Origin of the sequence: Flavobacterium luteum (genome assembly GCF_008806775.1) — a bacterium.
Classification (GTDB): domain Bacteria; phylum Bacteroidota; class Bacteroidia; order Flavobacteriales; family Flavobacteriaceae; genus Flavobacterium; species Flavobacterium luteum.
The window spans coordinates 589,900-613,641 of record NZ_WAEM01000002.1; the positions used below are offsets into that span (position 1 = coordinate 589,900).

Here is a 23,742-nt window from a genome sequence, read left to right on the forward strand (position 1 = left end):
TTGATTGATTAAAATTTTTTTTACTTTTAAAAAAACTCAACAAAGGGTCACATGAATAGCTACCCCGCTCCACGAAGTCTCCTGACTTCGAAAACATTTTCTTGAAGAAACACTTTTACACCTCAATCACCGCCATTTCTAATGCTTTTAAAAAAAAACTCCCCGTTGCACGAACAACGAGGAGAATTTCCAGCTACCATAATCGGTAATAGATAACATTGTCGATAACAGCTTAAGTAATGTTACACCACATCCAAAATGTTTAGCACATTATAAGCACCGTCTTTCAGCGAATACTGCGCCCCATTTACTTCCTGAAAAAATTCAATCAAAAGAAAATGAATTTGAGTACCACTCCCCTGAGGAATCCCGCTAGGGGTTAAGGTCACAGTAGCGGTAGCCATAGTTAGAGGCAAATTAACAGGAGTACTGTAGGTAACATCCCGAACCCCACTGGCAAAATCTAAAACGACAAAACTGCTACGCATGCTAAAATGGGTCGCTCCCGCCGGATAGTTCAATTGCTCCTTTGGGGTAAAATCAGCAATCTCCAAGGCTCCCGTACTGTTGTCTACACTAAAAGGGGCATACAAAACACTCAGCAAAGGAGCGCGGTTATTAAAATCAAACCCTCGCAACACCTGTTGCCCCTCAGCAGTCAACAAACCTTCAGCTACATTGCGTTCGCCACGAACCGAAACCGTGTCTAAGTTTTTGATCTTAGACATAACCTGTACAAGCCTACTCGACAACTTAGCGTCTTTCGCTTTAAAAACCATAGTCCCCGATGCCATCCGCAGCATCTTCCCTGCGCCGGCACTCCGACCAAATTCTGCCCCATTTTCTCGCGTTCTTACAAACGCGGGGTCATTTAAAATACGGGATTTAGAAACCCCTCCTTTAGTTCTAACAAAGTGTCCATCGGCACTTTTGTAAAAAGTAACATTATCTAATGTTCCTTCTACTTTAAATAGGCTCATGTTTTTTGCCATTATTTAAAATATTAAATTAACAGAAGCAACTATTGCTTCATACTACTATAACGGGGAGCATTACTTCTGTTTTATTTTTATTTTCCTAAATAGGACAGAAAGGAGTCAAAGTTTCCTAAAATGGTATAAAGTTTCCTGCATACAATAATAGAACAGCCATATAAAAACGGGCTACAATCAAAAAACAAGACAAAATATAGTTTTTACGTTACTATAGTAACTGGGAAGATGCTCCGTAGATACCCCGTAGATAAAGCGCACATAGTGCGTATATGTTAAAATAGAAAAGAACCTTAAAAAAGTAAAAAATGGAAGAACAACAAACTAGAAGAAAATTAATCATCAGAAACGGTGATATTCAAAGAATTTTAGAAGTCACAGAAAGACAAGCCCGAAATAAAATGCTTAAAATCCGCGAGTTCTTTAAAAAAGAAAAACACCAAGTAATAACGGTTAATGAATTCTGTGACTATATCGGTTTAAAATATGAGGATGTAATTTCGAGGATATAATAAATCCAATACAGGGATGTTAGAGGAGGTCTCAGCAATTAAAAAAGACACACGCTACCACATAAAATCGAAGATTCGAAAGAGTCACAATCCTTTCGTGTGCTACAACAATCCAATAAGAAAAAAAAGCAACAAGGAGTCATCATTAATAGCTACTCCATAGCAAAGGCATAGATAAAGCATACATAGTGTATATGGAGTGTATGTAAACGCAAAGCAATAAAAAGCAAATCGTAGGCCATTTACTTGCTTAGGCATTACCATAATAAGTTAAAGGCATGCTTGTTTTGGTGCTTTTCATTGCTAAAAACAACGATCAAGCTTTAGATTTCAAAACTTCCGGACAACATCAAATTACTAGCTTGAGCTACCTTCGCAACGGGTCTTACTGCCTTAGTGTGGAGGGATTGCTTTGAGTAGTTGCTGCTAATAATGAAGGCTTTCTAATAAAATAGTGTCGAGAAATCCTGTATTCAATCTCGCTTTAGCCAACCCGTTACACTCATTCTTCGCGCATTGGTAAGCAAAACCTCGTGTTCTAACTCATCACTCTTAAAGAAAACGGTTTTGCCTTGAGTAGGTGAAATGCTTTGGTTATTGCTTTTTTGATGTATCAACAATTCACCGCCATCTTGGGTTTGCCAATTGGCGTTGAGGTAACTTATCATGGAAAATTGCCGTTTCGAGCTGTCTTCAAATTGGTCATAATGCGGGCGGTAAAAACTGCCTTTTTCGTAAAGCGAATAATGAAATTCGTAGCTTTTAATATTGGTAAAGCAGCTTTCGTTTAAATAGGCCACAAAAGCATCCATAGTGTCAAAGAATTCGTTTTCAAAATCGTTGTTGTGTGCTTTATCAAGCCAATAAATGGTGTCGGTGCGAACCAAATCGTTGAATACTCTTTTGCCATCATTGCCAATAGCCGCTGCTCGCATTCGATCTTCCGCATTTAAACCCAACAAATGCTGTTTTAATTTTTCGCATAAAGCATCACTCAGAAAATCCTCAGAAATTCCTACTTTATCTTTAATATAACTGGCAATAATTGTTTCAAAAGGGTTTTCCATTGTAATTGGTACTCGAAAAGACAAGCACCGAGACAAGGTAGTGTATTACTACACAGAAACCGGCAATTGTGAAGACTTTGTGAGTAAACCGATTAGAAGTGACTTCTACAGGTTTTCATTAATTTTTGTATTTTTATCAAAAGAAATACGATGAAAAAACTGCTCTTCTTGTTTTTACTGTTTCCGTTGCTTGGTTTTTCCCAAAACAAGGAAGCTGAAAAAGAGGCAATACATACCCTGTTAAACAAGTGGCACAAAGCGGCAACCGATGCTCATTTTGATGCTTATTTTGGAGCCTTATCTGATGATGCTGTTTTTATTGGAACCGATGCTACAGAAAACTGGAACAAAGAAGCATTTCAAGCCTTTGCTAAACCCTACTTTGATCAAGGCAAAGCGTGGGATTTTAAACCTTTAAAACGTAATCTTTATTTCTCTGCAGATGGAAAAACGGCTTGGTTTGACGAGTTGCTTGACACTTGGATGAAAATGTGCAGAGGTTCGGGAGTACTTATAAAAACAGGAAACGAATGGAAAATTAAACAGTATGTATTGTCAATGACAATTCCTAATGATGCTACTGATGCAGTTATAAAAATAAAAGCACCGCTCGAAAACCCATTAATAGAGAAACTGAAAACTAAATAAACCCGGGATGACTTTTTAAATTCTCTAACATGGCAATGGTGGTTTTTGCTAAATCAAATTGATGTTGCCAACCCCAATCGTTTCTGGCTTCGCTATCATCTATACTTCCCGGCCAACTATCCGCTATTTGCTGGCGAGAATCTGGTGCGTAAGTAATGGTAAAATGGGGCAAATGTTTTGTAATTTCCATAGCAATTTCGGCAGGTGTAAAACTCATGGCAGAAAGATTATAAGAAGAACGTATTTTAATTGTATCGGCGTCCGCTTGCATAATACGAATAGCAGCCTGAATGGCATCATCCATATACATCATGGGCATTCTGGTTTCAGAAGACAGAAAACATTCATAGGTTCCTTTAGACAATGCTTTATGAAAAATATCTACCGCATAATCGGTTGTTCCGCCACCGGGAGGTGATGACCAACTAATGAGTCCCGGATAGCGAATGCTTCGAACATCTACCCCAAAAACATGATGGTAATAGTCGCACCACCGCTCGCCCGATTGTTTGCTAATACCATAAACTGTGGTGGGTTCCATAATGGTGTATTGCGGCGTATGCTCTTTGGGGGTTGTGGGTCCAAAAACCGCAATACTCGAAGGCCAAAATATTCTCTTTATCTTCTTGGCTTTCGCCAAATTCAATACGTGAAAAAGGGAGTTCATATTCAAATCCCAAGCAAAAGCGGGATTCTTTTCTGCTGTAGCAGATAGTAAAGCAGCCATTAAATACACATCGGTGATGTTATGAATCTCTACCAAATGCTGTATCTGATTGTAATCTAATGCATTTACCACTTCAAACGGTCCTGAATTGACCACATCGGTATTCATTTTACGAATATCGGAAGCAATCACATTTTCAATTCCGTAAATACTTCGAAGTTTCTGAGTAAGTTCGGTACCAATTTGTCCGCATGCACCAATAATTAGAATTTTTGGATTCATAATTAAATAGGATTTATACTGTAAAGATACCATTTTAATAAAGCAATATGCAGTGAAGTTTATCCTTATTTATTTTAACAAAAACAACATTAACATGAAGCAGACTGATTAAACTTTCATTTTACCTTTGTACCTTTGCAAACTAAATCAAGCTTGGATGAAACGTTATTATTCCTATATTCTTTTTTCGGTTTATTTACTTGTTTCCTGTAATGACAATGCTGAAAAACGAGAGATTGAAAACCTTAAAGATGCCGAAAAGAAAGAAATAATATTTAAGAACATCAATAAAGGTTGGAATTTTTCTAACCCTTCCGTATCGCCAACAGTTCAAGCTACAATAAATAATTGGAGCGAATGGCGTTCGTTTTTGAATGAATTGAATCTAAAACCTAAAAGTTCTATTGGAGCGTTTCAGAAAAAAGCGAAAACTTTATCTAAAAAAGTGATGGAGTTGAATACCAACATTCCTTACGCCTTTAACAAACCTGAAATCAAGAGTAGAATTTCGGTATTGACTACTAAAATCAACTCCATCAATTTATTCATTAATTTAGATGATATTCCTGCACAGAAAGTAGTAACTTTAGTTTCAGAAGTAAATGAAGAATTGGTTTCGTTGACCCAACAAATGGAAGAAATTATCAGAAAAAGTGCCATTCCTAAAGAAGAAGGCGAATCAGATATGATTAGAATGTTAGATACCGCTAGAGCAATTCCTAATAAAATTGTACCGCAACCTTGAGTAAATCAGCCTTATTAAATACCTACGACAATTCGCCAAAAGTCAAGCAAATTGTTGATAGCTTACAAATTCCCGAACAAAAAATCCACTTAAACGGATTGGTTGGTTCGTCGCTTTCGTTTATAATCCAGTCGGTTTTTAAAAAAACAGAGTCGCCTTTTTTAGTTATCCTCAATGACAAAGAAGAAGCTGCCTATTATTTGAACGATTTAGAACAATTAATAGGCGAAAAAGATGTCTTGTTTTATCCAGGTTCGTATCGTCGTCCGTACCAAATTGAAGATACCGATAATGCCAATGTTTTGCTTCGCTCCGAAGTCTTAAACCGAATAAACTCTCGCAAAAAACCGGCAATTATAGTTTCCTATCCCGAAGCGCTTTTTGAAAAAGTGATTACGAAGAAAGAATTGGATAAAAACACTTTGAAAGTAACGGTTGGCGATAAAATATCAATAGAGTTTATCAATGAAGTTTTATTTGAATACGAATTCAAGCGTGTCGATTTTATTACGGAGCCCGGAGAATTCTCTGTTCGTGGCGGAATCATAGATGTGTTCTCTTTCTCCAATGACAATCCGTACCGAATTGAGTTTTTTGGAAATGAAGTCGACAGCATTAGAAGTTTTGATGTAGAAACACAACTTTCTATCGAAAAACAAAATAAAATCGCGATAATTCCTAATGTCGAGAACACCTTTTTTCAGGAAAATAGGGAAAGTTTTCTAGATTATATTGACAGTAAAACGATTATTTGCATTCAAAACACCGAATTGCTTTTGTCTAAATTAGATAAACTATTTGGCAAAGCAGCTGAAATTTATAAAAACCTGAACGCGACTGTAAAACATGTTTCGCCAGAACAATTGTTTGTAAACCAAACCGAGTTTATAAAAAAAGCCTTAGATTTTTCGATTGTAGAGATGGGTTCAAAAGCTGTTTTTAAAACCAAAAAAACATTCGAATTTCATATTCTCCCTCAACCTTCTTTCAATAAACAATTCGATTTGTTATTGAATAATTTAAATGACAACCATTTTAACGGGTACAAAAACTATTTGTTTTGTTCTAATGATGCACAGGCAAAACGGTTTCATGATATTTTCGAAACTCTTGACGAAGCCAATCACGAAAGCATTCGCAAGCAATACCACACCATAACATTACCACTTTACCGGGGTTTTGTTGATGAGGAAAACCAAATTGCGTGCTACACCGACCATCAAATTTTTGAGCGTTACCACAAATTTAGCATCAAAAATGGCTATTCTAAGAAACAAACCATTACGCTAAAGGAACTCACAACGCTTTCTGTAGGTGATTATGTTACCCACATCGACCATGGAATAGGCCGTTTTGGCGGTTTACAAAAAATACAAGTCGAAGGCAAAACCCAAGAAGCCATTAAACTCGTCTATGCCGATAATGATATCGTTTATGTGAGTATTCACTCGCTGTACAAAATTTCTAAATACAACGGAAAAGACGGTGCGCCTCCTAAAATATACAAACTCGGCTCGAATGCGTGGAAAGTTTTAAAACAAAAAACCAAAGCCAGAGTCAAACATATAGCGTTCAACCTGATTCAATTGTATGCCAAGCGCCGATTGGAAAAAGGATTCCGATATGCCCCTGATAGTTATTTGCAAGCCGAATTAGAAAGTTCCTTTATTTATGAAGATACACCTGATCAAACCAAATCGACTGCGGAAGTAAAAGCCGATATGGAAAGTGATCGCCCAATGGATCGATTGGTGTGTGGTGATGTAGGTTTCGGAAAAACCGAAGTGGCCATTCGTGCCGCATTCAAAGCGGTAGATAACGGAAAACAAGTCGCTGTTTTGGTTCCAACCACCATTTTAGCCTACCAACATTATAGAACATTTACAGAACGTTTGAAAGAAATGCCTGTTTCTGTTGGATATCTTAACCGTTTTAGAACGGCCAAACAAAAAACAGAAACCTTACAACAATTAGCCGAAGGCAAACTTGATATTGTTATTGGGACGCATCAATTGGTCAACAAAAACGTAGTTTTTAAAGATTTAGGATTGTTGATTGTGGATGAAGAACAGAAATTTGGTGTGAATGTCAAAGACAAACTCAAAACCATTGCTGCCAATGTTGATACCTTGACCTTAACCGCAACACCAATCCCGAGAACCCTTCAGTTTTCATTAATGGCAGCGAGAGATTTATCAGTAATTACCACACCGCCACCCAATCGCTATCCAATAGAAACCAATGTCGTTGGGTTTAGTGAAGAATTGATTCGAGATGCCATTTCCTATGAAATTCAACGAAACGGACAGGTTTTCTTTATCAATAATCGAATAGAAAACATCAAGGAAGTTGCAGGAATGATTCAGCGTTTGGTTCCTGATGCTCGCGTGGGAATTGGTCACGGTCAAATGGAAGGTGCAAAACTCGAAGAATTGATGTTGGCTTTTATGAACGGAGAATTTGATGTATTGGTGGCGACAACCATTATCGAAAGCGGCTTGGATGTACCCAATGCCAACACTATTTTTATAAATAATGCCAATAATTTCGGATTGTCTGATTTGCACCAGATGCGAGGACGTGTCGGTCGAAGCAATAAGAAAGCCTTTTGCTATTTTATTTGCCCGCCGTATTCAGCCATGACTGATGATGCTAGAAAACGAATTCAGGCTTTGGAACAATTCTCCGAACTAGGGAGTGGTTTCAATATTGCCATGAAAGATTTAGAAATTCGTGGTGCCGGTGATTTATTGGGTGGTGAGCAAAGTGGTTTTATTAATGAAATCGGCTTTGATACGTATCAAAAAATCATGAACGAAGCCATCGAAGAACTCAAAGAAAACGAGTTCAAGGAGTTGTATGCCGATGAAGAAAAACCAGAAAAAGAATATGTAAAAGACATTCAAATTGATACTGATTTTGAGTTATTATTTTCTGATGAATACATCAATAACATTTCGGAACGTTTGAATTTATACAACGAATTAAGTTTGATAAAAACAGACGAGGAACTATTGTTATACGAAAATAAATTAATAGACCGCTTTGGACCGTTACCCAAACAAGCTGTCTCCTTACTGAATAGCATTAAAATAAAATGGATTGCCACACAAATGGGAATTGAAAAACTTGTTATGAAACAAGGCAAAATGATTTGCTATTTTGTTTCTGACCAACAAAGCGATTATTATACTTCGCCTCAGTTTCATAAAGTGTTACAGTTCGTGCAAAAACAACCGCAATTGTGCAAAATGAAAGAAAAACAAACCCCAAATGGGTTACGTTTATTACTGACTTTTGAACATGTAAAATCGATTCGAAAAGCGTTGGAATTGATGGAGCTATTGGAGAGATAAAGCCTTCTTTTCAATGCTTCCAGCCTTTAAAAAGTTATTTACTAAAAACAAAACGGTTAGTTAATTTTTAGGATTTGTTTTTAAAAGCCAATCTAAATAAATACATTTGTTATACTAAAATTGTAAGTTATGAATTTAGCTACTAGAAAATATAATATTATTCAAGAGTTGAGTACGATAGACGAAGGTTTGTTAGAAAAGCTTGAAATTATTATAAAAACCAGCAAAAAAGATTGGTTTACTGAATTGAATTCCGAAGAAAAACTAGAAATAGAAATTGGTTTAAAACAAGCTGAAAATAACGAATTTACTAGTCACGAAACAGTAATGAATAAATTTGCCAAATGGCATTAAAAATCAAATGGACGTCACAAGCTGATAAAGGTTTAGCAGTTGTTATTGACTATTTGGAAGCAGAATGGACTTTTAAAGAAATTTTGCAATTAGAAGAAAATATTACCCAAGTTACCAATCAGATTAGTCTTTACCCTGACTTATATCCAAAATCGGAAACCTATAAAAATCTCCACAAAGCAATAGTAGATAAAAACAACTATTTAGTGTACCGAGTAAATTATAAAAAATCAAGTATTGAAATCATCAATTTTCGAGGGACTAAACAAAAACGGAAGCATTAGTCCTAAAAAGTTGGAAGCTTTATTAAACTACATCTTCACTATTTTAAAATTGGCTTCTTTTTCATTGAATTTCAATTTAAAAAAGTAGGTTCCATTTGCAAATGATGCTATGTCTACTTTTGCATCTAAACCGTTAATTTTCTTTTTGTATAAAAGGAGCCCTTGCGGATTATAGACAAATATTTCTTTTATTTCAGTCTTTGAAGTAATTGCAACAAAACCTTTACTTGGATTTGGATAATACGTAAAATCAATATTGGGTAGAAATGACTTGTTATTAAGATTCGCAACACAATCAACATTGGCTACATAACCTGACCCAACTTCATATTGGTCTGAATAAAACTCTAGCGTTAAAGAACCATCAATTGCTGTCGATTCATATGTTCCAGGAATAGTGGTGCCAGTAAATCCGCCTTGGCTCAAATCGGTTGCCGATGTTGAATTGCCATCATACAAATATAAATAATCGTATTTGTCCTCTAAATCAAAACTGGTAAAAGACAATCTAATTTTTTGATCTGGACTATTTGGAATAATGGTTCTAACATAACTTTCTAAACTTGAATAGTTTCTAGAAACTCCGCCTGTATCTGTGATTGTTACTCCGTTGCAATAATTGGCAGTTGTAACAAGAATAGCATTTCTGCTTGGCGAAATTAAACCAAAATTACAAACAGGGCGGACTTTGATACTATAATGGGTATTAGGCAGTAAATTAGTTGCTGTGTAATTAGTTGCTGTTGTTTGAAACCAATTATTTGAATTCGACGTAAATGGTGTAATAGAAACTTCCCAATTAGTAGCACTTCCTATATCTATCCATGATAGTGTTGCTGAAGTGTTAGTAAGATTCGAAATTATAATTTCCGAAACAGTATTGATACAGGTATTAATACAATCAAAACTCAAACAACTTGCATTGTTTACTTGAGAAAGTATTTCTGCTGCAGGTTGTGGTCCGAAACCATTGGCTAAATTAATGCCAACACCAGAAACTAAATGACAATAACTCATAATAGTTCCGCCACTATCCGTTGAAGGGATTGGTCCAATATCGCAGTTGCCTTCAAAATATTGATCTCCTTTTGATGGTCCGCAACCATCAATTGCTGTATTGTCTCCGTTCCAAGCACAAGCGTGAGTATGAGGCGAACCAAATAAATGTCCCATTTCGTGAGTAATAACCAAAACAGTCCATGAATAAGTAGGTACAGTATCAAAACTAATATCAACATCTGAATAACTAAAATTTTCTTCGGTACATAATCCGTTTATGGTTGCCGCAACTCCTCCTAAACTTCCGGCATCTTCTCCTATAAGTTGTCCTAAATCTCCATCAAATACAGGCCTAACTTCATTAAACTTATATAAATAATTGAAAGATTCCTCGCCAATTCCTTCATAAGGATCTTGGGTAGTCCAAATATAAAGTGATTTTAATGAAATGTTAATTCCATCATTAGCATACAATGTTTGAACATTATTGAATACTGAAGTCATCCAATTTGTAGTAGTCGTTGTGTTGCTATTATTATCGAGAAATAAATTATAATCTATTTCAAAATACATGGTTACACATCTTTGACTGGTAGTTTTTGTATTTCTTTGAGCGTTTAAAATTGGTTTACGAACGCCTTCTTTTGTATGACATTGTAAATTGTTTAGCACTTTCAAATCAGCATCAGAATAAATGATATAATCCGATATATTGAACTTTGTAGCTGTTCTTCCTATTACAACGTTTTTAAAACGGTTATTAGAAAAAATGCCATTCATTTCGTCTTTAAAAAAATTAAAAGAGGCCGTAGAATTGGGATCACCTTTTACTATTCCTCTATAATGTAAGCCCTCCTCGTAAGAAATTGATTTTGTTTTGTCTGTATCTACGTGAAACCCATCGGCAAACAAATTAACTTTATACAACTGTAATGTAATTGTTTCTCCTTGATAAGGAATTTGAACCTCAATGCTTTCGTCTTTATAGGCTATTACATCCCCTAAAGATTTCGAATTCAATTTTGCGAGAGTCGCTTTTTTAAGTGTTTTTTGAATAGCACTACTAGGTTTTGTTGTACTAGTAGTTAATAGTGAATAGACTTTAAAAGTTGTTTTTTGCGAAAGCAATGCATTCACTTTTTTGGAGACTTCATTTTGAGCAAATGCTACAAAAGAAAAGAAAAACACAAAAATTAATAACCCTTTCTTCATTGTTTTTTATTCTAAAAAGAAATCAAATGTAATCATTAATTCAAACGAAATAATTGATTTACTGTTAAACTCAAGTTTTTAGAATTATAATCCCTTTTTTTAACAATTGTTTGTTTTAACTACAAAGATTTTAAATCCTTAATCACTCTAAAAGCAATATCAACCACATCTTCACTTACTAAAATAGTAAACTCATTTGATGTAGAAATTACTTCGTTTATTATAATTCCTTCCCATGCCAATCGCTGGAAAATAAAATAGTAAATTCCAGGAATTACCACATTATCATTAGGAAGTTTTACAGTAATTGATGCTAGATTTTCTAATTTTTGAACCATTTTTTCATTAGCAAAATGTTTGTCTACTAAATGACTGACACTTTCACTAATAATAATATTGGTTTCGCTAACCCCTCTTGAAGACGTATAAAAGATATCAGAATAATCATGAATCTCAGTAATTAACTCCGCTTGACTATTTAGTATACTATCTGAAACCGCAAAAGCATAATCTATCAGCGACGAACGAACGGTTATTTCTCCTAAATTTTTTAAAACCTTAACAATTTTATGATTTAATCTAAAATCTAAATCGACCGAAAGGCGTTTTAAAGCCATGACAATAGCACCTTGTTTCACATCTTTTCCAAACTCATTTTCTAACTCTACCATCATGTTTCTTGATAAAGACGTCAAATTAATGATTCCTTGAGACAAGGCACTCAATAAAAAAGGTTTGGTTTTGATATAATTTTCTACAATTGAAGAGACCGTTTTCATGTTTTTTTGTTTGAAATAGATTGCAAATGTATTAAAAAAAACATTTTGTTACAAATAAAACATTTTAAAAATGATAAAAAGCGTCTTCTAAATGCTCTATTATGAATTTTTTTCCTTTTTTGTGTAAAGCAATGATATCAAAACGAACTTCTACTTCCAAATCATTGGAAATAACATATTCATTTACGGCTTTTACTAAAAGTTGAATTTTCTTAGGTTTTACAAAATCTTGCGGCAAACCAAAATCAATACTCGATCGGGTTTTTACCTCGACAACAGCTAAAATAGTTTCTTTTTGAGCAATAATATCTATCTCTGCTTTTTGAAAAGTCCAATTGGTTTCTAAAATTGTATAGCCTTTTTTTTGCAAAAACTCGACAGCAAGTGCTTCTCCTAGTTTTCCTAGTTCGTTGTGTTCGGCCATATTATGGATTAATCAAATTTCAAAATCGAATAATTGTCATTCACATCTAAGGAAACTTTCTTTCCAAAAATCAATGTTCTATTATCATGAATATGCCCAGAAGGGAAATTGTACACCACTGGAAAATCATATTTTTTTGTAATATCTGCAATGATCTGATAGGCTGTTTTTCCCCACGGAATGTCGTTATCATGCATTTTTATAAAACTTCCCACAACCAGACCTTTTAAATCATCAAAACAACCGCATCGTTTTAAACTCAGTATCATTCGATCTATATGATACAAATATTCGTCAAGATCTTCTAGAAAAAGAATTTTTCCCTTGCAATCTATCTGCGATTTTGAACCCATTAAACTATACAATATAGAAAGATTTCCTCCTATTAATATTCCTTCTACATTTCCGGATTTATTTTCATTTTCGCAAGGAACAATATAACTTAAAGGTTCTCCAAACAAGGCTTTTCTCAGAGTTTCTTCTACTTCTGGCGATGCTTTTTCTACATTTACCGGCATAATTCCGTGAATGGTGGCAAAACCTAAATTATTTAAATGACTATGCAAAACGGTAACGTCGCTAAAACCAACAATCCATTTAGGGTTGTTTTTAAATTTAGAAAAATCGACTAAATCTATCATTCTTGCTGTTCCGTATCCTCCACGAACACACCAAACTGCATGAATATTGGGATTGTCTATCATCTCTTGAAAATCGGAAGCACGCTGTTCGTCAGTTCCTGCCAATTGGTTGTTATCTAAACCTATAGATTTTCCAATTACAACTTCTAATCCCCACTTTTTGGCCAAGTCAATTGCCGGTTTCAAATTATCATCAATGTTTTTTCTAGCAGTTGCAACGATTGCAATGGTATCGCCTTTTTTTAAATTGGGTGGTGTTATCATATTGTGTTGTGCTTGAATAGTTGACACCAAAAAAATTAGTAAAAATATAAAGCTACTTGTTTTTAGGTTTATCATGTTGTTTAGAAAATCATATGGACAAATATATAAAAAGTAAGCGGAAAAATAGTTCTAATAAAAACCTTATCCTGAAGTGTCGGGACTCAATTCTATTGCTTATTTTTGCATTTATTCTGAATTAACTTCAGAAACTAATTAAACTATTTTTATGTTACAACCTCCAAAAAGATATACTATTACTGCTGCATTGCCATATACTAACGGTCCAATTCATATTGGCCATTTGGCTGGTGTTTATGTGCCTTCAGATATTTATTCAAGATATTTACGTTTACAAGGTAAAGATGTTTTGTTTGTTTGCGGAAGCGACGAACACGGTGTTGCTATTTCGATGAAAGCCAAAAAAGAAGGTGTTACTCCACAGGAAGTAATTGATAAATATGATGGAATTATTCGTAAATCATTTTTAGATTTTGGAATTTCATTTGACAATTACTCTCGAACATCGGCAAAAATTCATCACGATACGGCTTCTGAGTTTTTTAAAAAATTATATGACAATGGCGATTTCATTGAAGAGGTTACTGAACAATTATACGATGCGAAAGCCAATCAATTTTTAGCCGATCGTTTTGTAGTGGGGACTTGTCCAAAATGTGGCAACGAAGAAGCGTATGGAGACCAATGTGAAAAATGCGGTTCGACTTTGAATGCTACTGATTTAATAAATCCAAAATCGACAATTACAGGCGAAACTCCTATTTTGAAATCTACAAAACATTGGTTTTTACCTTTGAATCGGTATGAAAATTTCTTGAAAGAATGGATTCTTGTAGGTCATAAAAATGACTGGAAACCCAATGTTTACGGACAAGTAAAATCATGGATTGATGGCGGATTAGAGCCTAGAGCGGTAACTCGCGACCTCGATTGGGGGATTGATGTTCCTGTTGCAGGTGCAGAAGGAAAAAAATTATACGTTTGGTTTGATGCTCCAATTGGTTACATATCGTCTACTAAAGAATGGGCGCAAAGAGAAGGAAAAGATTGGGAACCGTATTGGAAAGACAAAGACACAAAATTGGTTCATTTTATAGGTAAAGATAATATCGTTTTTCACTGCATCATTTTCCCTGCGATGTTAAAAGCAGAGGGAAGTTATATTTTGCCTGACAATGTTCCTGCAAACGAGTTCTTAAATTTAGAAGGAAATAAATTATCGACTTCAAAAAACTGGGCGGTTTGGTTGCACGAATATTTAGAAGAATTCCCGAATCAGCAAGATGTTTTGCGTTATGCTTTGACATCTAATGCGCCAGAAACCAAGGACAATGATTTTACCTGGAAAGATTTTCAGGCTAGAAACAATAATGAATTGGTAGCCATTTATGGTAATTTTATAAATCGTGTAGTGGTATTGACCAATAAATATTATGAAGGAATTGTCCCAAATGCAAACGAACTTTCAGATGTCGATGAAGCGACTTTAACCGAATTAAAAGCCTATCCTGCTGTAATTTCGAGTTCTATAGAAAGATATAGATTTCGTGAAGCTTTAAGCGAATTGATGAATGTAGCTCGATTGGGTAATAAATATCTCGCCGATGAAGAGCCCTGGAAAATGGTAAAAACCGACCCCGCTCGAGTGCAAACTCAAATGTATGTGGCTTTGCAAATTGCTGCTGCTTTGAGTTCACTTTGCGAACCTTTTTTACCTTTTACTGCCACAAAACTATCTAGAATTTTAAAAATTGATTCCCCTCTGAATTGGAAAACAATTGCTGACGCTTCTGATTTGCTTCCATCTGGACACCGAATTGGCGAAGCCGAATTGCTTTTTTCTAAAATTGAAGATGAAGAAATACAAAAACAAATAGACAAATTGGAAGCTACAAAAACCGCAAATAAGGATGAAATTGCTTCATCCCTCGCAATGACGGAGCCACAAAAAGAATTGATTCAATTTGATGATTTTTCAAAAATGGATTTGCGTGTGGGAACGATTTTGGAAGCCGAAAAAATGCCAAAAGCCAACAAACTATTGATTTTAAAAGTGGATACCGGAATTGATGTTCGTACCATTGTTTCAGGAATTGCCGAGAGTTTCAAGCCAGAAGATATTATTGGAAAACAAGTGACTGTTTTAGTGAATCTAGCTCCAAGAAACCTTCGTGGAGTTGAAAGCCAAGGCATGATTTTGATGACCAACGACACCGAAGGGAAATTGGTTTTTGTAAATCCAGACACTTCGACTTCGCTCAGTACAGGTTCGGATGGTGTTGGGAATGGGGAGACTATAAATTAGAAAAAAATAACCGCAGATTCGCAGATTAATGTAAAAAATCTGCGAATCTGCGGTAAAAAAAAACAATCCTATGAACCTAAAAGTAATAGCATTCGATGCTGACGACACTTTGTTTGTCAACGAACCGTATTTTCAAGAAACGGAACAAAAATTTTGCGCCTTAATGCAAGATTATCTCTCGCATCAAGGTTTGTCGCAGGAATTGTTTAAAACTGAAATCGAAAATTTAGATTTATACGGCTACGGCATCAAAGGTTATATCCTTTCTATGATTGAAGCTGCGATGCGAATTTCAGACAATACCATCTCAATTGAAATTATAGAACGCATTATCGAATTGGGAAAAGAGTTGTTACAAAAACCAATAGAATTATTAGATGGCGTGGAAGATACTTTAAAAGCTTTACATGGGAAATACAAATTGGTCGTGGCGACTAAAGGCGACTTGAAAGACCAACAAAGTAAGCTGCATCGTTCAGGCCTTGGTCCGTATTTTCATCATATTGAAGTCATGGCCGATAAACAAGAAATTAATTATAAAAAACTATTAAAGCGTTTAGAAATTAAACCTAATGAGTTTTTTATGATTGGTAATTCCCTAAAATCAGATGTATTGCCCGTTTTAGCTATTGGCGGTCATGCGGTTCATATTCCGTTTCACACTACTTGGGAACATGAAAAAATTAGCCATAAAGTGGAGCATAAAAACTTTAAAACAGTAGAAAAAATAACAGATGTTTTAAAGATTTTAAAACATTAAAAATCTCTGATATACTAATACGTTTTGACTTTTATTTTTTAATTTTACATAAAAACGATCACCATGTTAACAAAAAATATTGAAACTGCATTAAATAAACAAATTCGTATTGAAGCTGAATCTTCACAAACCTATCTTGCCATGGCTTGTTGGGCAGAAGTTAGCGGTTTAGAAGGTATTGCTCAATTTATGTTTACCCAATCTGACGAAGAGCGAGCTCACATGCTTAAATTGATAAAATATGTAAATGAACGTGGCGGTCACGCTCTCGTTTCTGAGTTAAAAGCGCCTACAACCACTTATGGCACTTTCAAGGAAATGTTTGAAGCTTTATACAAACATGAAATTTTTGTTTCTGATTCCATCAACGAATTGGTGCACATTACTTTTTCCGAAAAAGATTATGCTACTCATAATTTCCTACAATGGTATGTTGCTGAACAAATAGAAGAAGAAGCTACTGCAAAGTCTATTTTAGATAAAATAAATCTCATTGGTGATGATAAAGGAGGTCTATATCTATTTGATAGAGATATTCAACAAGCGGCTATAACAGCAGCAATTCCTAAAGTATAACTTTATTGTTAAATTTATTTAGAATAGATAAAAATAATATACTTTTGTGCTGGAATTAAATTTTTTACCATTGAGCATAAAGTCTAAAAAGAAAGATAAAATAAAAGTTCTTACTAAAATTAAGGTTTCTGAAAACTGCAAGTCTAAGTGTTGTAAGAAATTTAAAAAAGGAGATGATAAAAGATGCAAGCGATGTCCGATGTTTGATTTATTTAAAAAAACATCATGATTTAAATAAAAAAAGGCTTTTTCACTAGCGGTGAAAAAGCCTTTTTATTTTTTAACATTACAAAAAAAGTAATGTAATTAACATCGTTTGTGTTTTTATAATAACAATAAGTCACTTACCACTATTTCGGTAATGTAACGCTTTTCCCCGTTTTTATCGTCAAAGCTTCTATGAGACAGCTTCCCTTCAACGGCAACTTGTTTCCCTTTCGTCACATATTTTTCAATAATTTCAGCAGTTTTCCCCCAAGCAACCACACGGTGCCATTCGGTTTGTTCTACTTTTTCTCCTTTGTCATTTTTGTAACTGTCGTTTGTTGCGATAGTCAAATTAGCTAATTTTTTTCCTCCTTCAAGATTTTTAATTTCAGGATCATTACCTACGTTTCCGATTAACTGTACTCTGTTTTTAATTGCATTCATGGCGTGTAAAATTTAATTGTTTATAAAAATGATTTTTGTTTCGTGTCGATACTTGTTTGATTTCGACATTGCAAAGATGCGACGGTTGCCAAAATTTATTCGGTTACTAACTGCTTACTTTCGGTTGTAATTATTTGTAACCGTTTGTAAATGGAAAAATTTGTTTATATTTGATTGATTTTAAGTTTTTTACTGATTTTAAAATAAAACTTATAAAATGACAAAATATGACTAAAACCTGCCTAGAATGCAACGAAAAAATCATCGGTCGTGAAGATAAAAAGTTTTGTAGCGACGGTTGCCGTAATGCATACAACAACAAAATAAATAAAGACAGCACCAACTTCATGCGCAACATCAATAACAAATTGCGTAAAAATTACAGAATTCTTTCTGAAATAAATGTAGAAGGAAAATCAAAAACCACGAGAGCAAAACTATTAAGTAAAGGTTTCGATTTCGAATTTTTTACCAATATTTTAGAAACCAAAACAGGAAATACCTATTTTTTTGTTTACGATCAAGGCTATCGCGTTTTAGAAGACGACTATTATATGTTAGTAAAAAAAGAAATATAAAAAACATCCCTAAATTTGCCTCGAAAAATGTTAGTCTAATTTTAATTAATGATACTTTAATTGAAAGATAAAAAATATGCGGTCACAATTTGTGACCATCAATCTACACGCCTCATTTATGCAAGTAACTACATTACAATCTAAGATATACGAAATTCGGGGTCAAAAAGTCCTTCTTGATTTCGATTTAGCTTTACTCTACGAAGTAGAAACTAAAGTGTTAAACCAAGCGGTTAAAAGGAATATTAAAAGATTTCCTGTTGATTTTATGTTTCGATTAACTATTGAAGAATCGGAAAATATGCGGTCACAATTTGTGACCGCATATCAAAATAAAAGAAATATAACGGCAACTCCTTTTGCTTTTACTGAACAAGGAGTAGCTATGTTAAGCGGTATATTAAATTCTGATGTAGCTATAAATGTAAACATTGCAATTATGAGAACTTTTGTAATGATTAGAAAATATGCTCTATACACAAGGAATTTAATGAAAAATTACTTGAAATGGAAACCAAATATGACAAAAAGTTCAGTGATGTATATGATGCTTTAAACTACCTTATAAAAAAAGAAGAGAAGGAAACAATCCAAAAAGAACGCAAAAAGATTGGTTACAAAAAATAAAAAATGACAAAAATTAGTATTTTAGGTTGTGGTTGGTTGGGTTTGCCTTTAGCAAAATCGTTACTAAAAAAAGGCTTTTATGTAAAAGGGTCTACAACTTCAATAGAAAAATTGACTGTTTTAGAGCAAGCCAATATTGATGCTTTTTTGATTTCGCTTCATAGCGATAGTATAGTTGGTGATATTGAAACATTTTTAAAAGATTCTGAAATACTAATTATTGATATTCCACCAAAATTAAGAGGCATTAACAACGAAAGTTTTGTTGGTAAAATGAAAACGTTACTACCGTATATAGAAAATTCGTCTGTTAAGAATGTGCTTTTTGTGAGCTCAACTTCAGTTTATGCTGATGAAAACAGAAGAATTACAGAAGAAACTACACCAAATCCAGAAACTGAAAGTGGCGAACAATTGTTGCAAGTAGAACAGCTTTTTCAAAAAAATACTAATTTTAAAACTACGATTGTTCGTTTTGGCGGTTTAATTGGCGAAGACCGTCATCCTATTCATTCGCTTTCTAAAAAGGACAATGTCGAAAATCCAAATGCACCTATCAATCTTATTCATCAAGAAGATTGTATTGGAATAATTGAAAAAATAATTGAAATGAAATCATGGAACGAAACCTATAATGCAGTTACTCCGTTTCATCCCTCAAGAGAAATCTATTATACTCAAAAAGCGATTGAATTAAATATAAACGTGCCTAAATTCAATCATTCTAAAACATCTATTGGGAAAACTATTTTAAGCAACAAAATACATAAATCACTTGATTATCAATTTATTAGAATATCCCTTTAATGCTAATTAAAATAAAAAATGCTTTTTCAACTAAAGTAAACGCTATAGGTTTGCCTATAATTGCATTGTGTTGGGTATGTTTTTTTTGGGGAACAACCTGGATTGCTTCTAAAGAAGGGGTTCGGAACATGCCCGCGCTACAGTTAGTAGCCATTAGACAATTTATTGGAGGATTCTTATATCTAGTTTATTTTTTATATAAAAAAACACCCTGGCCAAAAGGGAAACAATGGAAAACTATATTGATACTGACGTTTCTTAATTTTGTAATGAGTAATGCGCTCAGCACTTGGGGAGTAAAATATATTAGTAGTGGTTTAGGTGCCATTATTGGCGCCATTGTTCCTTTATGGATTGTAATTATTGGCTTATTTAGAGGAGAACGATTGTCAAAAATAACGATTATAGGAATAATTATTAGTTTTAGTGGTATTTGTATTATTTTTTACGATCACTTAAATGATTTTTTAAACCCGAGTTTTCGATTTGGAATCATTATTTCAATAATAGCGACCATAACTTGGGCGTTTGGGAGTTTATATACTAAGAAAAAGGCAGCTACTTTTAACCCCTACTTTAGTATAGGTTTACAAATGTTTATTTCAAGTATTTTTATTTTTGCTTTGCTTGGGGCAACAGGAACTGCAGTTAGTTTAAGTGCAATTCCAGCTATCTCTTGGTGGGCTATTGCTTATTTAGTGGTGTTTGGAGCTATTCTTACCTTTATTGCTTTTATTTATGCATTACAAAATCTTCCAGCAGAAATCAGTAGTGTTTATGCCTATATTAATCCTGTTGTAGCTGTAGTTCTTGGTGTAATTATTTTTGGAGAGTCGCTCAACACTGCAATTGCAATTGGTGGCTTTGTAACTTTAGTCGGAATATATATTGTAAATTATGGTTTACCTAAAATACTTAAGCTAATCAATCCTTTTAAAAGTTAAAGATTAACTAATAAAACAATAACTGCCAAGCATTAAAAATGTCTTTTTGTATTTTTGCCTCAAATTCAAATTATGAAATCCTTATTATATAGATACCGAATATTCATTGTGTGTTTTTTAGTTTTTTCTGTAGTTACAATTGGATTGTTTTATTCGGCATTAAAACCTACTAAATCATTGCCCATTTTTAATCCAGCAGATGTAAACCCAGAAATGGTTGATAGCACAGTACAGTATAAAAGTAAATACCATACGATAGCCGATTTTTCGTTTACCAATCAAAATGGAAAAACAATAACTCAAAAAGAGTATGAAGGAAAAATTTATGTAGCCGATTTTTTCTTTACTACTTGCGGTTCTATTTGTCCAAAAATGACAACAAATCTTGTTGAAGTTCAAAAAGCTTTTTTAAATAATCCAAAAGTTATGATTTTGTCTCACTCCGTTTTACCCAATGTTGACGATGTTGCAAAACTTAAAGCCTATGCCATAAAAAACGGTGTAAATGATAAAAAATGGAATTTAGTTACAGGCGATAAAGCTGCCATTTATGCTATGGCTAGAAAATCATACTTAGCGGTAAAATTAGGAAAACCGAACGAACTTTATGATATGGTTCATACCGAAAATTTTGTTTTAGTCGATACAAAAAAAAGGGTTCGGGGTTTTTATGACGGAACGAAAGAAGATGAAATTCAGCGATTAATTGCAGATATTAATTGGCTCTGTCAAAATAATAAAAAATAGTAAACCTGATAATTATCAACTAATATTCTATTTTTATCTTTACTTTTGTAATCTTAATTCAATCTAAATAAGGTTTGAAAACCACAATTTCCAGTTTAAAAAAAGGCGAAAAAGCCATTATCTCAGCATTTGATGTAGCATCTATTCCATTAAAATTATTGGAAATGGGTTGTTTGCCTGGAAATAGTGTTGAGCTCCTTCAGATTGCTCCGTTTGGAGATCCTTTGTATTTAAATATTAATGGCTCACATGTGGCCATTCGATTAGAAACTGCCTGTGAAATTGAAGTTGAAATTTTAACAAAGTAAGCAGTAATGATCAGTAAACAAAATATCAATGTTGCTTTAATTGGAAATCCAAATACAGGAAAAACATCAGTGTTTAACCAATTAACTGGCTTAAATCAACAAGTTGGGAATTATCCTGGCATTACGGTCGAAAAAAAAATTGGCTTTTGCAAATTACCCAATAATTGTAAAGCGAATATTCTTGATTTACCAGGAACCTATAGTTTAAACGCTAGTTCAATTGATGAAAACGTAGTTATTGAGTTATTGCTAAACAAAAAAGACAAATTATATCCCGATGTGGCTTTGGTGGTGACAGATGTGGAAAATTTAAAACGAAATTTACTACTTTTCACTCAAATAAAAGACTTAGAAATCCCAACTATTCTTGTCATTAACATGGCTGACAGGATGAAACACAAAGGGATTTCTCTTGATATTCCATATTTAGAGAGTCAATTGAAAACTAAAATTGCATTGATTAGTTCGCGAAAAGGTTTTGGAATTGATGAATTAAAAAACTTAATTGTCAATTATAAATCTATTTCAAACGAACCTTGCCTAAATGCTTCAAGTATTGACCCTGACTATTTCAATAGCCTTCATAAAACATTTCCCAATCAACTATTATATAAATTGTGGCTGGTTATTACCCAAGATGTTAACTTTTTAAATTTAGATAGGAACGAAATTCGGAGTTCGTTTACCAAATCACATTCCGATTTAAAGCGCCTACAACAAAAAGAAACCATAAAACGCTATCAGTTTATCAATGAAGTACTAAAAGAAGGGCAGAAAATTGACACCACGATTGCAACAGATTTTCGTAGCAAACTAGATCGCATTTTAACTCATAAAATTGGGGGTTATGTAATTTTCTTTGTGATTCTATTTGTGATTTTTCAATCTATTTTCGAATGGTCTAAAATTCCTATGGATTTTATTGATAGTACTTTCGCTTCCTTAAGTTCATTTGCAAGTGAAAAATTAAACCCTGGAGTTTTAACTAACTTAATATCACAAGGAATTATACCCGGTATTGGAGGAATTCTTATTTTCATTCCACAAATTGCGTTCTTATTCATGTTTATTTCAATATTAGAAGAAAGTGGCTATATGAGTAGAGTTGTTTTTTTGATGGATAAAATTATGCGAAAATTTGGTTTATCGGGCAAGAGTGTTGTACCGCTAATTTCTGGAACTGCTTGTGCTATACCTGCAATTATGGCCACTCGAAATATAGAAAATTGGAAAGAAAGATTAATCACAATCTTAGTTACCCCATTTACAACCTGTTCTGCTAGACTGCCAGTTTATGCCATAATCATAGGATTAGTCATTCCTGACGAACGCCTTTTTGGTATCATAAATATGCAAGGTCTAACTTTAATGTTATTGTATCTTCTCGGATTCGGAATGGCAATCTTCTCGGCTTACGTGCTTAATAAAATACTAAAAATAAAAGGAAAAACGTATTTTGTTGTAGAAATGCCTAATTATAAATTACCGCTTTTCAAAAATGTTTTTATCAATGTAATCGAGAAAACGAAAGCCTTTGTTGTTGGAGCAGGAAAAATCATATTAGCTATTTCAATCATCTTATGGTTTTTAGCATCAAACGGATCGGGTTCAAGTTTTAATGATGCTGAAAAAATAATAACTGTAAAAAATCTAGAAAACCCTCTATCCGAATTAGAGTTTAAAAATGAAGTGGCTTCACAAAAACTTGAAAATTCTTATATTGGTTTGATGGGAAAATCAATAGAACCTGCCCTTAAACCATTGGGTTATGACTGGAAAATTGGCATTGCCATAATTAGTTCATTTGCAGCAAGAGAAGTTTTTGTAGGAACTCTAGCTACTATTTACAGTGTTGGCGGAAGCGACAATGAGGATACTATAAAAAACAAAATGCAAGCCGAAATTAATCAGGAAACTGGAGAGAAAATTTTCAATTTTGCCTCTGGAATCTCACTTCTACTTTTTTACGCTTTTGCCATGCAGTGCGCCAGCACACTTGCTATTACAAAAAAAGAAACCAATTCTTGGAAATGGCCACTGGGTCAACTTATTTTTATGAGCATTTTTGCCTATTTGATAGCATTATTTGCCTATCAATTATTAAAATAATCCTCCTCTTATCTGTTCTGACTTGAACAAAAGTTAATTTTTAAAAAATGTTATTTTTAATTTGTCTAAATAAGTTTTAGGTGTTA

At 33.8% G+C, this 23,742-nt stretch carries 24 protein-coding genes; 16 read left to right on the forward strand and 8 right to left on the reverse strand.

Translation table 11 applies throughout. The annotated features are described in order from the left end of the window. Positions 1-242: 242 nt before the first annotated feature. Positions 243-992 (reverse strand): hypothetical protein, encoded by a 750-nt coding sequence (locus F6464_RS06360; protein WP_151106959.1) that lies wholly within the window; start codon positions 990-992, stop codon positions 243-245. A gap of 308 nt (positions 993-1,300) precedes the next feature. Between F6464_RS06360 and F6464_RS06365 the strand changes: the two genes are divergently transcribed. Beyond that, positions 1,301-1,504, forward strand: a complete 204-nt coding sequence (locus F6464_RS06365; protein ID WP_151106960.1) for a hypothetical protein — start codon at positions 1,301-1,303, stop codon at positions 1,502-1,504. 473 nt (positions 1,505-1,977) lie between these two features. Here the strand turns inward: F6464_RS06365 and F6464_RS06370 are convergent, their stop codons facing one another. Beyond that, the gene (locus F6464_RS06370) at positions 1,978-2,571 is read right to left on the reverse strand and encodes a 2OG-Fe(II) oxygenase (RefSeq protein WP_151106961.1); all 594 of its coding nucleotides are present in this window, start codon (positions 2,569-2,571) and stop codon (positions 1,978-1,980) included. A gap of 150 nt (positions 2,572-2,721) precedes the next feature. Here F6464_RS06370 and F6464_RS06375 point away from each other — a divergent pair, with 150 nt between their 5' ends. Next, positions 2,722-3,219 (forward strand): nuclear transport factor 2 family protein, encoded by a 498-nt coding sequence (locus F6464_RS06375; RefSeq protein ID WP_151106962.1) that lies wholly within the window; start codon positions 2,722-2,724, stop codon positions 3,217-3,219. On the opposite strand, the gene F6464_RS06380 is transcribed toward F6464_RS06375, so the two are convergent. After that, a complete protein-coding gene (locus tag F6464_RS06380; protein ID WP_151106963.1) occupies positions 3,212-4,168 on the reverse strand; it encodes an L-threonine 3-dehydrogenase in 957 nt (318 codons plus the stop codon). The genes F6464_RS06375 and F6464_RS06380 overlap by 8 nt on opposite strands. Before the next feature lie 157 nt (positions 4,169-4,325). On the opposite strand from F6464_RS06380, the gene F6464_RS06385 reads away from it, so the two are divergent. From F6464_RS06385 to F6464_RS06400, 4 genes are all read left to right on the forward strand, one after another. Beyond that, positions 4,326-4,913, forward strand: coding sequence for a hypothetical protein (locus F6464_RS06385; RefSeq protein WP_151106964.1), 588 nt, complete (start codon positions 4,326-4,328; stop codon positions 4,911-4,913). Beyond that, positions 4,910-8,269: a transcription-repair coupling factor gene (gene mfd / locus F6464_RS06390; protein ID WP_151106965.1), complete on the forward strand. Its 3,360-nt coding sequence runs from the start codon at positions 4,910-4,912 to the stop codon at positions 8,267-8,269. Before F6464_RS06385 ends, mfd begins: the two co-directional genes overlap by 4 nt. A 129-nt stretch (positions 8,270-8,398) precedes the next feature. Then, complete coding sequence (locus tag F6464_RS06395; protein WP_151106966.1) at positions 8,399-8,623, forward strand: hypothetical protein; 225 nt, start codon at positions 8,399-8,401, stop codon at positions 8,621-8,623. Further along, positions 8,614-8,907, forward strand: coding sequence for a type II toxin-antitoxin system RelE/ParE family toxin (locus F6464_RS06400; protein ID WP_151106967.1), 294 nt, complete (start codon positions 8,614-8,616; stop codon positions 8,905-8,907). Before F6464_RS06395 ends, F6464_RS06400 begins: the two co-directional genes overlap by 10 nt. Before the next feature lie 27 nt (positions 8,908-8,934). Here F6464_RS06400 and F6464_RS06405 read toward each other — a convergent pair whose 3' ends face one another. The 4 genes from F6464_RS06405 to F6464_RS06420 form a co-directional block, all read right to left on the reverse strand. Next, on the reverse strand, positions 8,935-11,118 hold the full coding sequence (locus tag F6464_RS06405) for a M12 family metallo-peptidase (protein WP_151106968.1): 2,184 nt from the start codon (positions 11,116-11,118) through the stop codon (positions 8,935-8,937). A 119-nt stretch (positions 11,119-11,237) separates the two neighbouring features. Beyond that, positions 11,238-11,897, reverse strand: coding sequence for an aspartate kinase (locus F6464_RS06410; RefSeq protein ID WP_151106969.1), 660 nt, complete (start codon positions 11,895-11,897; stop codon positions 11,238-11,240). A gap of 64 nt (positions 11,898-11,961) precedes the next feature. Further along, positions 11,962-12,321: a YraN family protein gene (locus F6464_RS06415; protein WP_151106970.1), complete on the reverse strand. Its 360-nt coding sequence runs from the start codon at positions 12,319-12,321 to the stop codon at positions 11,962-11,964. A gap of 8 nt (positions 12,322-12,329) precedes the next feature. Beyond that, positions 12,330-13,301 carry a S66 peptidase family protein gene (locus F6464_RS06420; protein ID WP_394349394.1) on the reverse strand — a complete coding sequence of 324 codons (972 nt, stop codon included), beginning with the start codon at positions 13,299-13,301 and terminating at the stop codon, positions 12,330-12,332. Positions 13,302-13,452: 151 nt separating this feature from the next. Between F6464_RS06420 and metG the strand changes: the two genes are divergently transcribed. From metG to F6464_RS06435, 3 genes are all read left to right on the forward strand, one after another. Further along, positions 13,453-15,549 (forward strand): methionine--tRNA ligase, encoded by a 2,097-nt coding sequence (gene metG, locus F6464_RS06425; RefSeq protein WP_151106971.1) that lies wholly within the window; start codon positions 13,453-13,455, stop codon positions 15,547-15,549. A 70-nt stretch (positions 15,550-15,619) separates the two neighbouring features. After that, on the forward strand, positions 15,620-16,309 hold the full coding sequence (locus F6464_RS06430; RefSeq protein ID WP_151106972.1) for an HAD family hydrolase: 690 nt from the start codon (positions 15,620-15,622) through the stop codon (positions 16,307-16,309). A 63-nt stretch (positions 16,310-16,372) separates the two neighbouring features. Continuing rightward, positions 16,373-16,885, forward strand: coding sequence for a ferritin (locus F6464_RS06435; protein WP_151106973.1), 513 nt, complete (start codon positions 16,373-16,375; stop codon positions 16,883-16,885). 324 nt (positions 16,886-17,209) lie between these two features. Here the strand turns inward: F6464_RS06435 and F6464_RS06440 are convergent, their stop codons facing one another. Beyond that, complete coding sequence (locus F6464_RS06440) at positions 17,210-17,536, reverse strand: single-stranded DNA-binding protein (protein WP_151106974.1); 327 nt, start codon at positions 17,534-17,536, stop codon at positions 17,210-17,212. Between the two features lie 227 nt (positions 17,537-17,763). On the opposite strand from F6464_RS06440, the gene F6464_RS06445 reads away from it, so the two are divergent. The 7 genes from F6464_RS06445 (at position 17,764) to feoB (ending at position 23,656) form a co-directional block, all read left to right on the forward strand. Further along, positions 17,764-18,114, forward strand: coding sequence for a hypothetical protein (locus F6464_RS06445; protein WP_151106975.1), 351 nt, complete (start codon positions 17,764-17,766; stop codon positions 18,112-18,114). 76 nt (positions 18,115-18,190) lie between these two features. After that, positions 18,191-18,670: an ORF6N domain-containing protein gene (locus F6464_RS06450; RefSeq protein ID WP_225318034.1), complete on the forward strand. Its 480-nt coding sequence runs from the start codon at positions 18,191-18,193 to the stop codon at positions 18,668-18,670. A 74-nt stretch (positions 18,671-18,744) separates the two neighbouring features. Further along, positions 18,745-19,548: an SDR family oxidoreductase gene (locus tag F6464_RS06455; RefSeq protein ID WP_151106976.1), complete on the forward strand. Its 804-nt coding sequence runs from the start codon at positions 18,745-18,747 to the stop codon at positions 19,546-19,548. Next, positions 19,548-20,492: a DMT family transporter gene (locus tag F6464_RS06460; RefSeq protein ID WP_151106977.1), complete on the forward strand. Its 945-nt coding sequence runs from the start codon at positions 19,548-19,550 to the stop codon at positions 20,490-20,492. The genes F6464_RS06455 and F6464_RS06460 overlap by 1 nt, the downstream gene beginning before the upstream one ends. Before the next feature lie 72 nt (positions 20,493-20,564). Next, complete coding sequence (locus tag F6464_RS06465; protein ID WP_151106978.1) at positions 20,565-21,239, forward strand: SCO family protein; 675 nt, start codon at positions 20,565-20,567, stop codon at positions 21,237-21,239. A 74-nt stretch (positions 21,240-21,313) separates the two neighbouring features. After that, entirely contained in the window at positions 21,314-21,547 is a 234-nt protein-coding gene (locus F6464_RS06470) for a FeoA family protein (protein ID WP_151106979.1), read from the forward strand. A gap of 9 nt (positions 21,548-21,556) precedes the next feature. Further along, positions 21,557-23,656: a ferrous iron transport protein B gene (feoB, locus tag F6464_RS06475; RefSeq protein WP_151107139.1), complete on the forward strand. Its 2,100-nt coding sequence runs from the start codon at positions 21,557-21,559 to the stop codon at positions 23,654-23,656. Positions 23,657-23,742 lie beyond the last annotated feature (86 nt).

Excerpts from the sequence above, each read along its gene's own strand:
- F6464_RS06360 (WP_151106959.1), bottom strand. The coding sequence starts at position 992 with ATGGCAAAAAACATGAGCCTATTTAAAGTAGAAGGAACATTAGATAAT.
- F6464_RS06365 (WP_151106960.1), top strand. The coding sequence starts at position 1,301 with ATGGAAGAACAACAAACTAGAAGAAAATTAATCATCAGAAACGGTGAT.
- F6464_RS06370 (WP_151106961.1), bottom strand. The coding sequence starts at position 2,571 with ATGGAAAACCCTTTTGAAACAATTATTGCCAGTTATATTAAAGATAAA.
- F6464_RS06375 (WP_151106962.1), top strand. The coding sequence starts at position 2,722 with ATGAAAAAACTGCTCTTCTTGTTTTTACTGTTTCCGTTGCTTGGTTTT.
- F6464_RS06380 (WP_151106963.1), bottom strand. The coding sequence starts at position 4,168 with ATGAATCCAAAAATTCTAATTATTGGTGCATGCGGACAAATTGGTACC.
- F6464_RS06385 (WP_151106964.1), top strand. The coding sequence starts at position 4,326 with ATGAAACGTTATTATTCCTATATTCTTTTTTCGGTTTATTTACTTGTT.
- F6464_RS06395 (WP_151106966.1), top strand. The coding sequence starts at position 8,399 with ATGAATTTAGCTACTAGAAAATATAATATTATTCAAGAGTTGAGTACG.
- F6464_RS06400 (WP_151106967.1), top strand. The coding sequence starts at position 8,614 with ATGGCATTAAAAATCAAATGGACGTCACAAGCTGATAAAGGTTTAGCA.
- F6464_RS06405 (WP_151106968.1), bottom strand. The coding sequence starts at position 11,118 with ATGAAGAAAGGGTTATTAATTTTTGTGTTTTTCTTTTCTTTTGTAGCA.
- F6464_RS06410 (WP_151106969.1), bottom strand. The coding sequence starts at position 11,897 with ATGAAAACGGTCTCTTCAATTGTAGAAAATTATATCAAAACCAAACCT.
- F6464_RS06415 (WP_151106970.1), bottom strand. The coding sequence starts at position 12,321 with ATGGCCGAACACAACGAACTAGGAAAACTAGGAGAAGCACTTGCTGTC.
- F6464_RS06420 (WP_394349394.1), bottom strand. The coding sequence starts at position 13,301 with ATGATAAACCTAAAAACAAGTAGCTTTATATTTTTACTAATTTTTTTG.
- metG (WP_151106971.1), top strand. The coding sequence starts at position 13,453 with ATGTTACAACCTCCAAAAAGATATACTATTACTGCTGCATTGCCATAT.
- F6464_RS06430 (WP_151106972.1), top strand. The coding sequence starts at position 15,620 with ATGAACCTAAAAGTAATAGCATTCGATGCTGACGACACTTTGTTTGTC.
- F6464_RS06435 (WP_151106973.1), top strand. The coding sequence starts at position 16,373 with ATGTTAACAAAAAATATTGAAACTGCATTAAATAAACAAATTCGTATT.
- F6464_RS06440 (WP_151106974.1), bottom strand. The coding sequence starts at position 17,536 with ATGAATGCAATTAAAAACAGAGTACAGTTAATCGGAAACGTAGGTAAT.
- F6464_RS06445 (WP_151106975.1), top strand. The coding sequence starts at position 17,764 with ATGACTAAAACCTGCCTAGAATGCAACGAAAAAATCATCGGTCGTGAA.
- F6464_RS06450 (WP_225318034.1), top strand. The coding sequence starts at position 18,191 with ATGCGGTCACAATTTGTGACCATCAATCTACACGCCTCATTTATGCAA.
- F6464_RS06455 (WP_151106976.1), top strand. The coding sequence starts at position 18,745 with ATGACAAAAATTAGTATTTTAGGTTGTGGTTGGTTGGGTTTGCCTTTA.
- F6464_RS06460 (WP_151106977.1), top strand. The coding sequence starts at position 19,548 with ATGCTAATTAAAATAAAAAATGCTTTTTCAACTAAAGTAAACGCTATA.
- F6464_RS06465 (WP_151106978.1), top strand. The coding sequence starts at position 20,565 with ATGAAATCCTTATTATATAGATACCGAATATTCATTGTGTGTTTTTTA.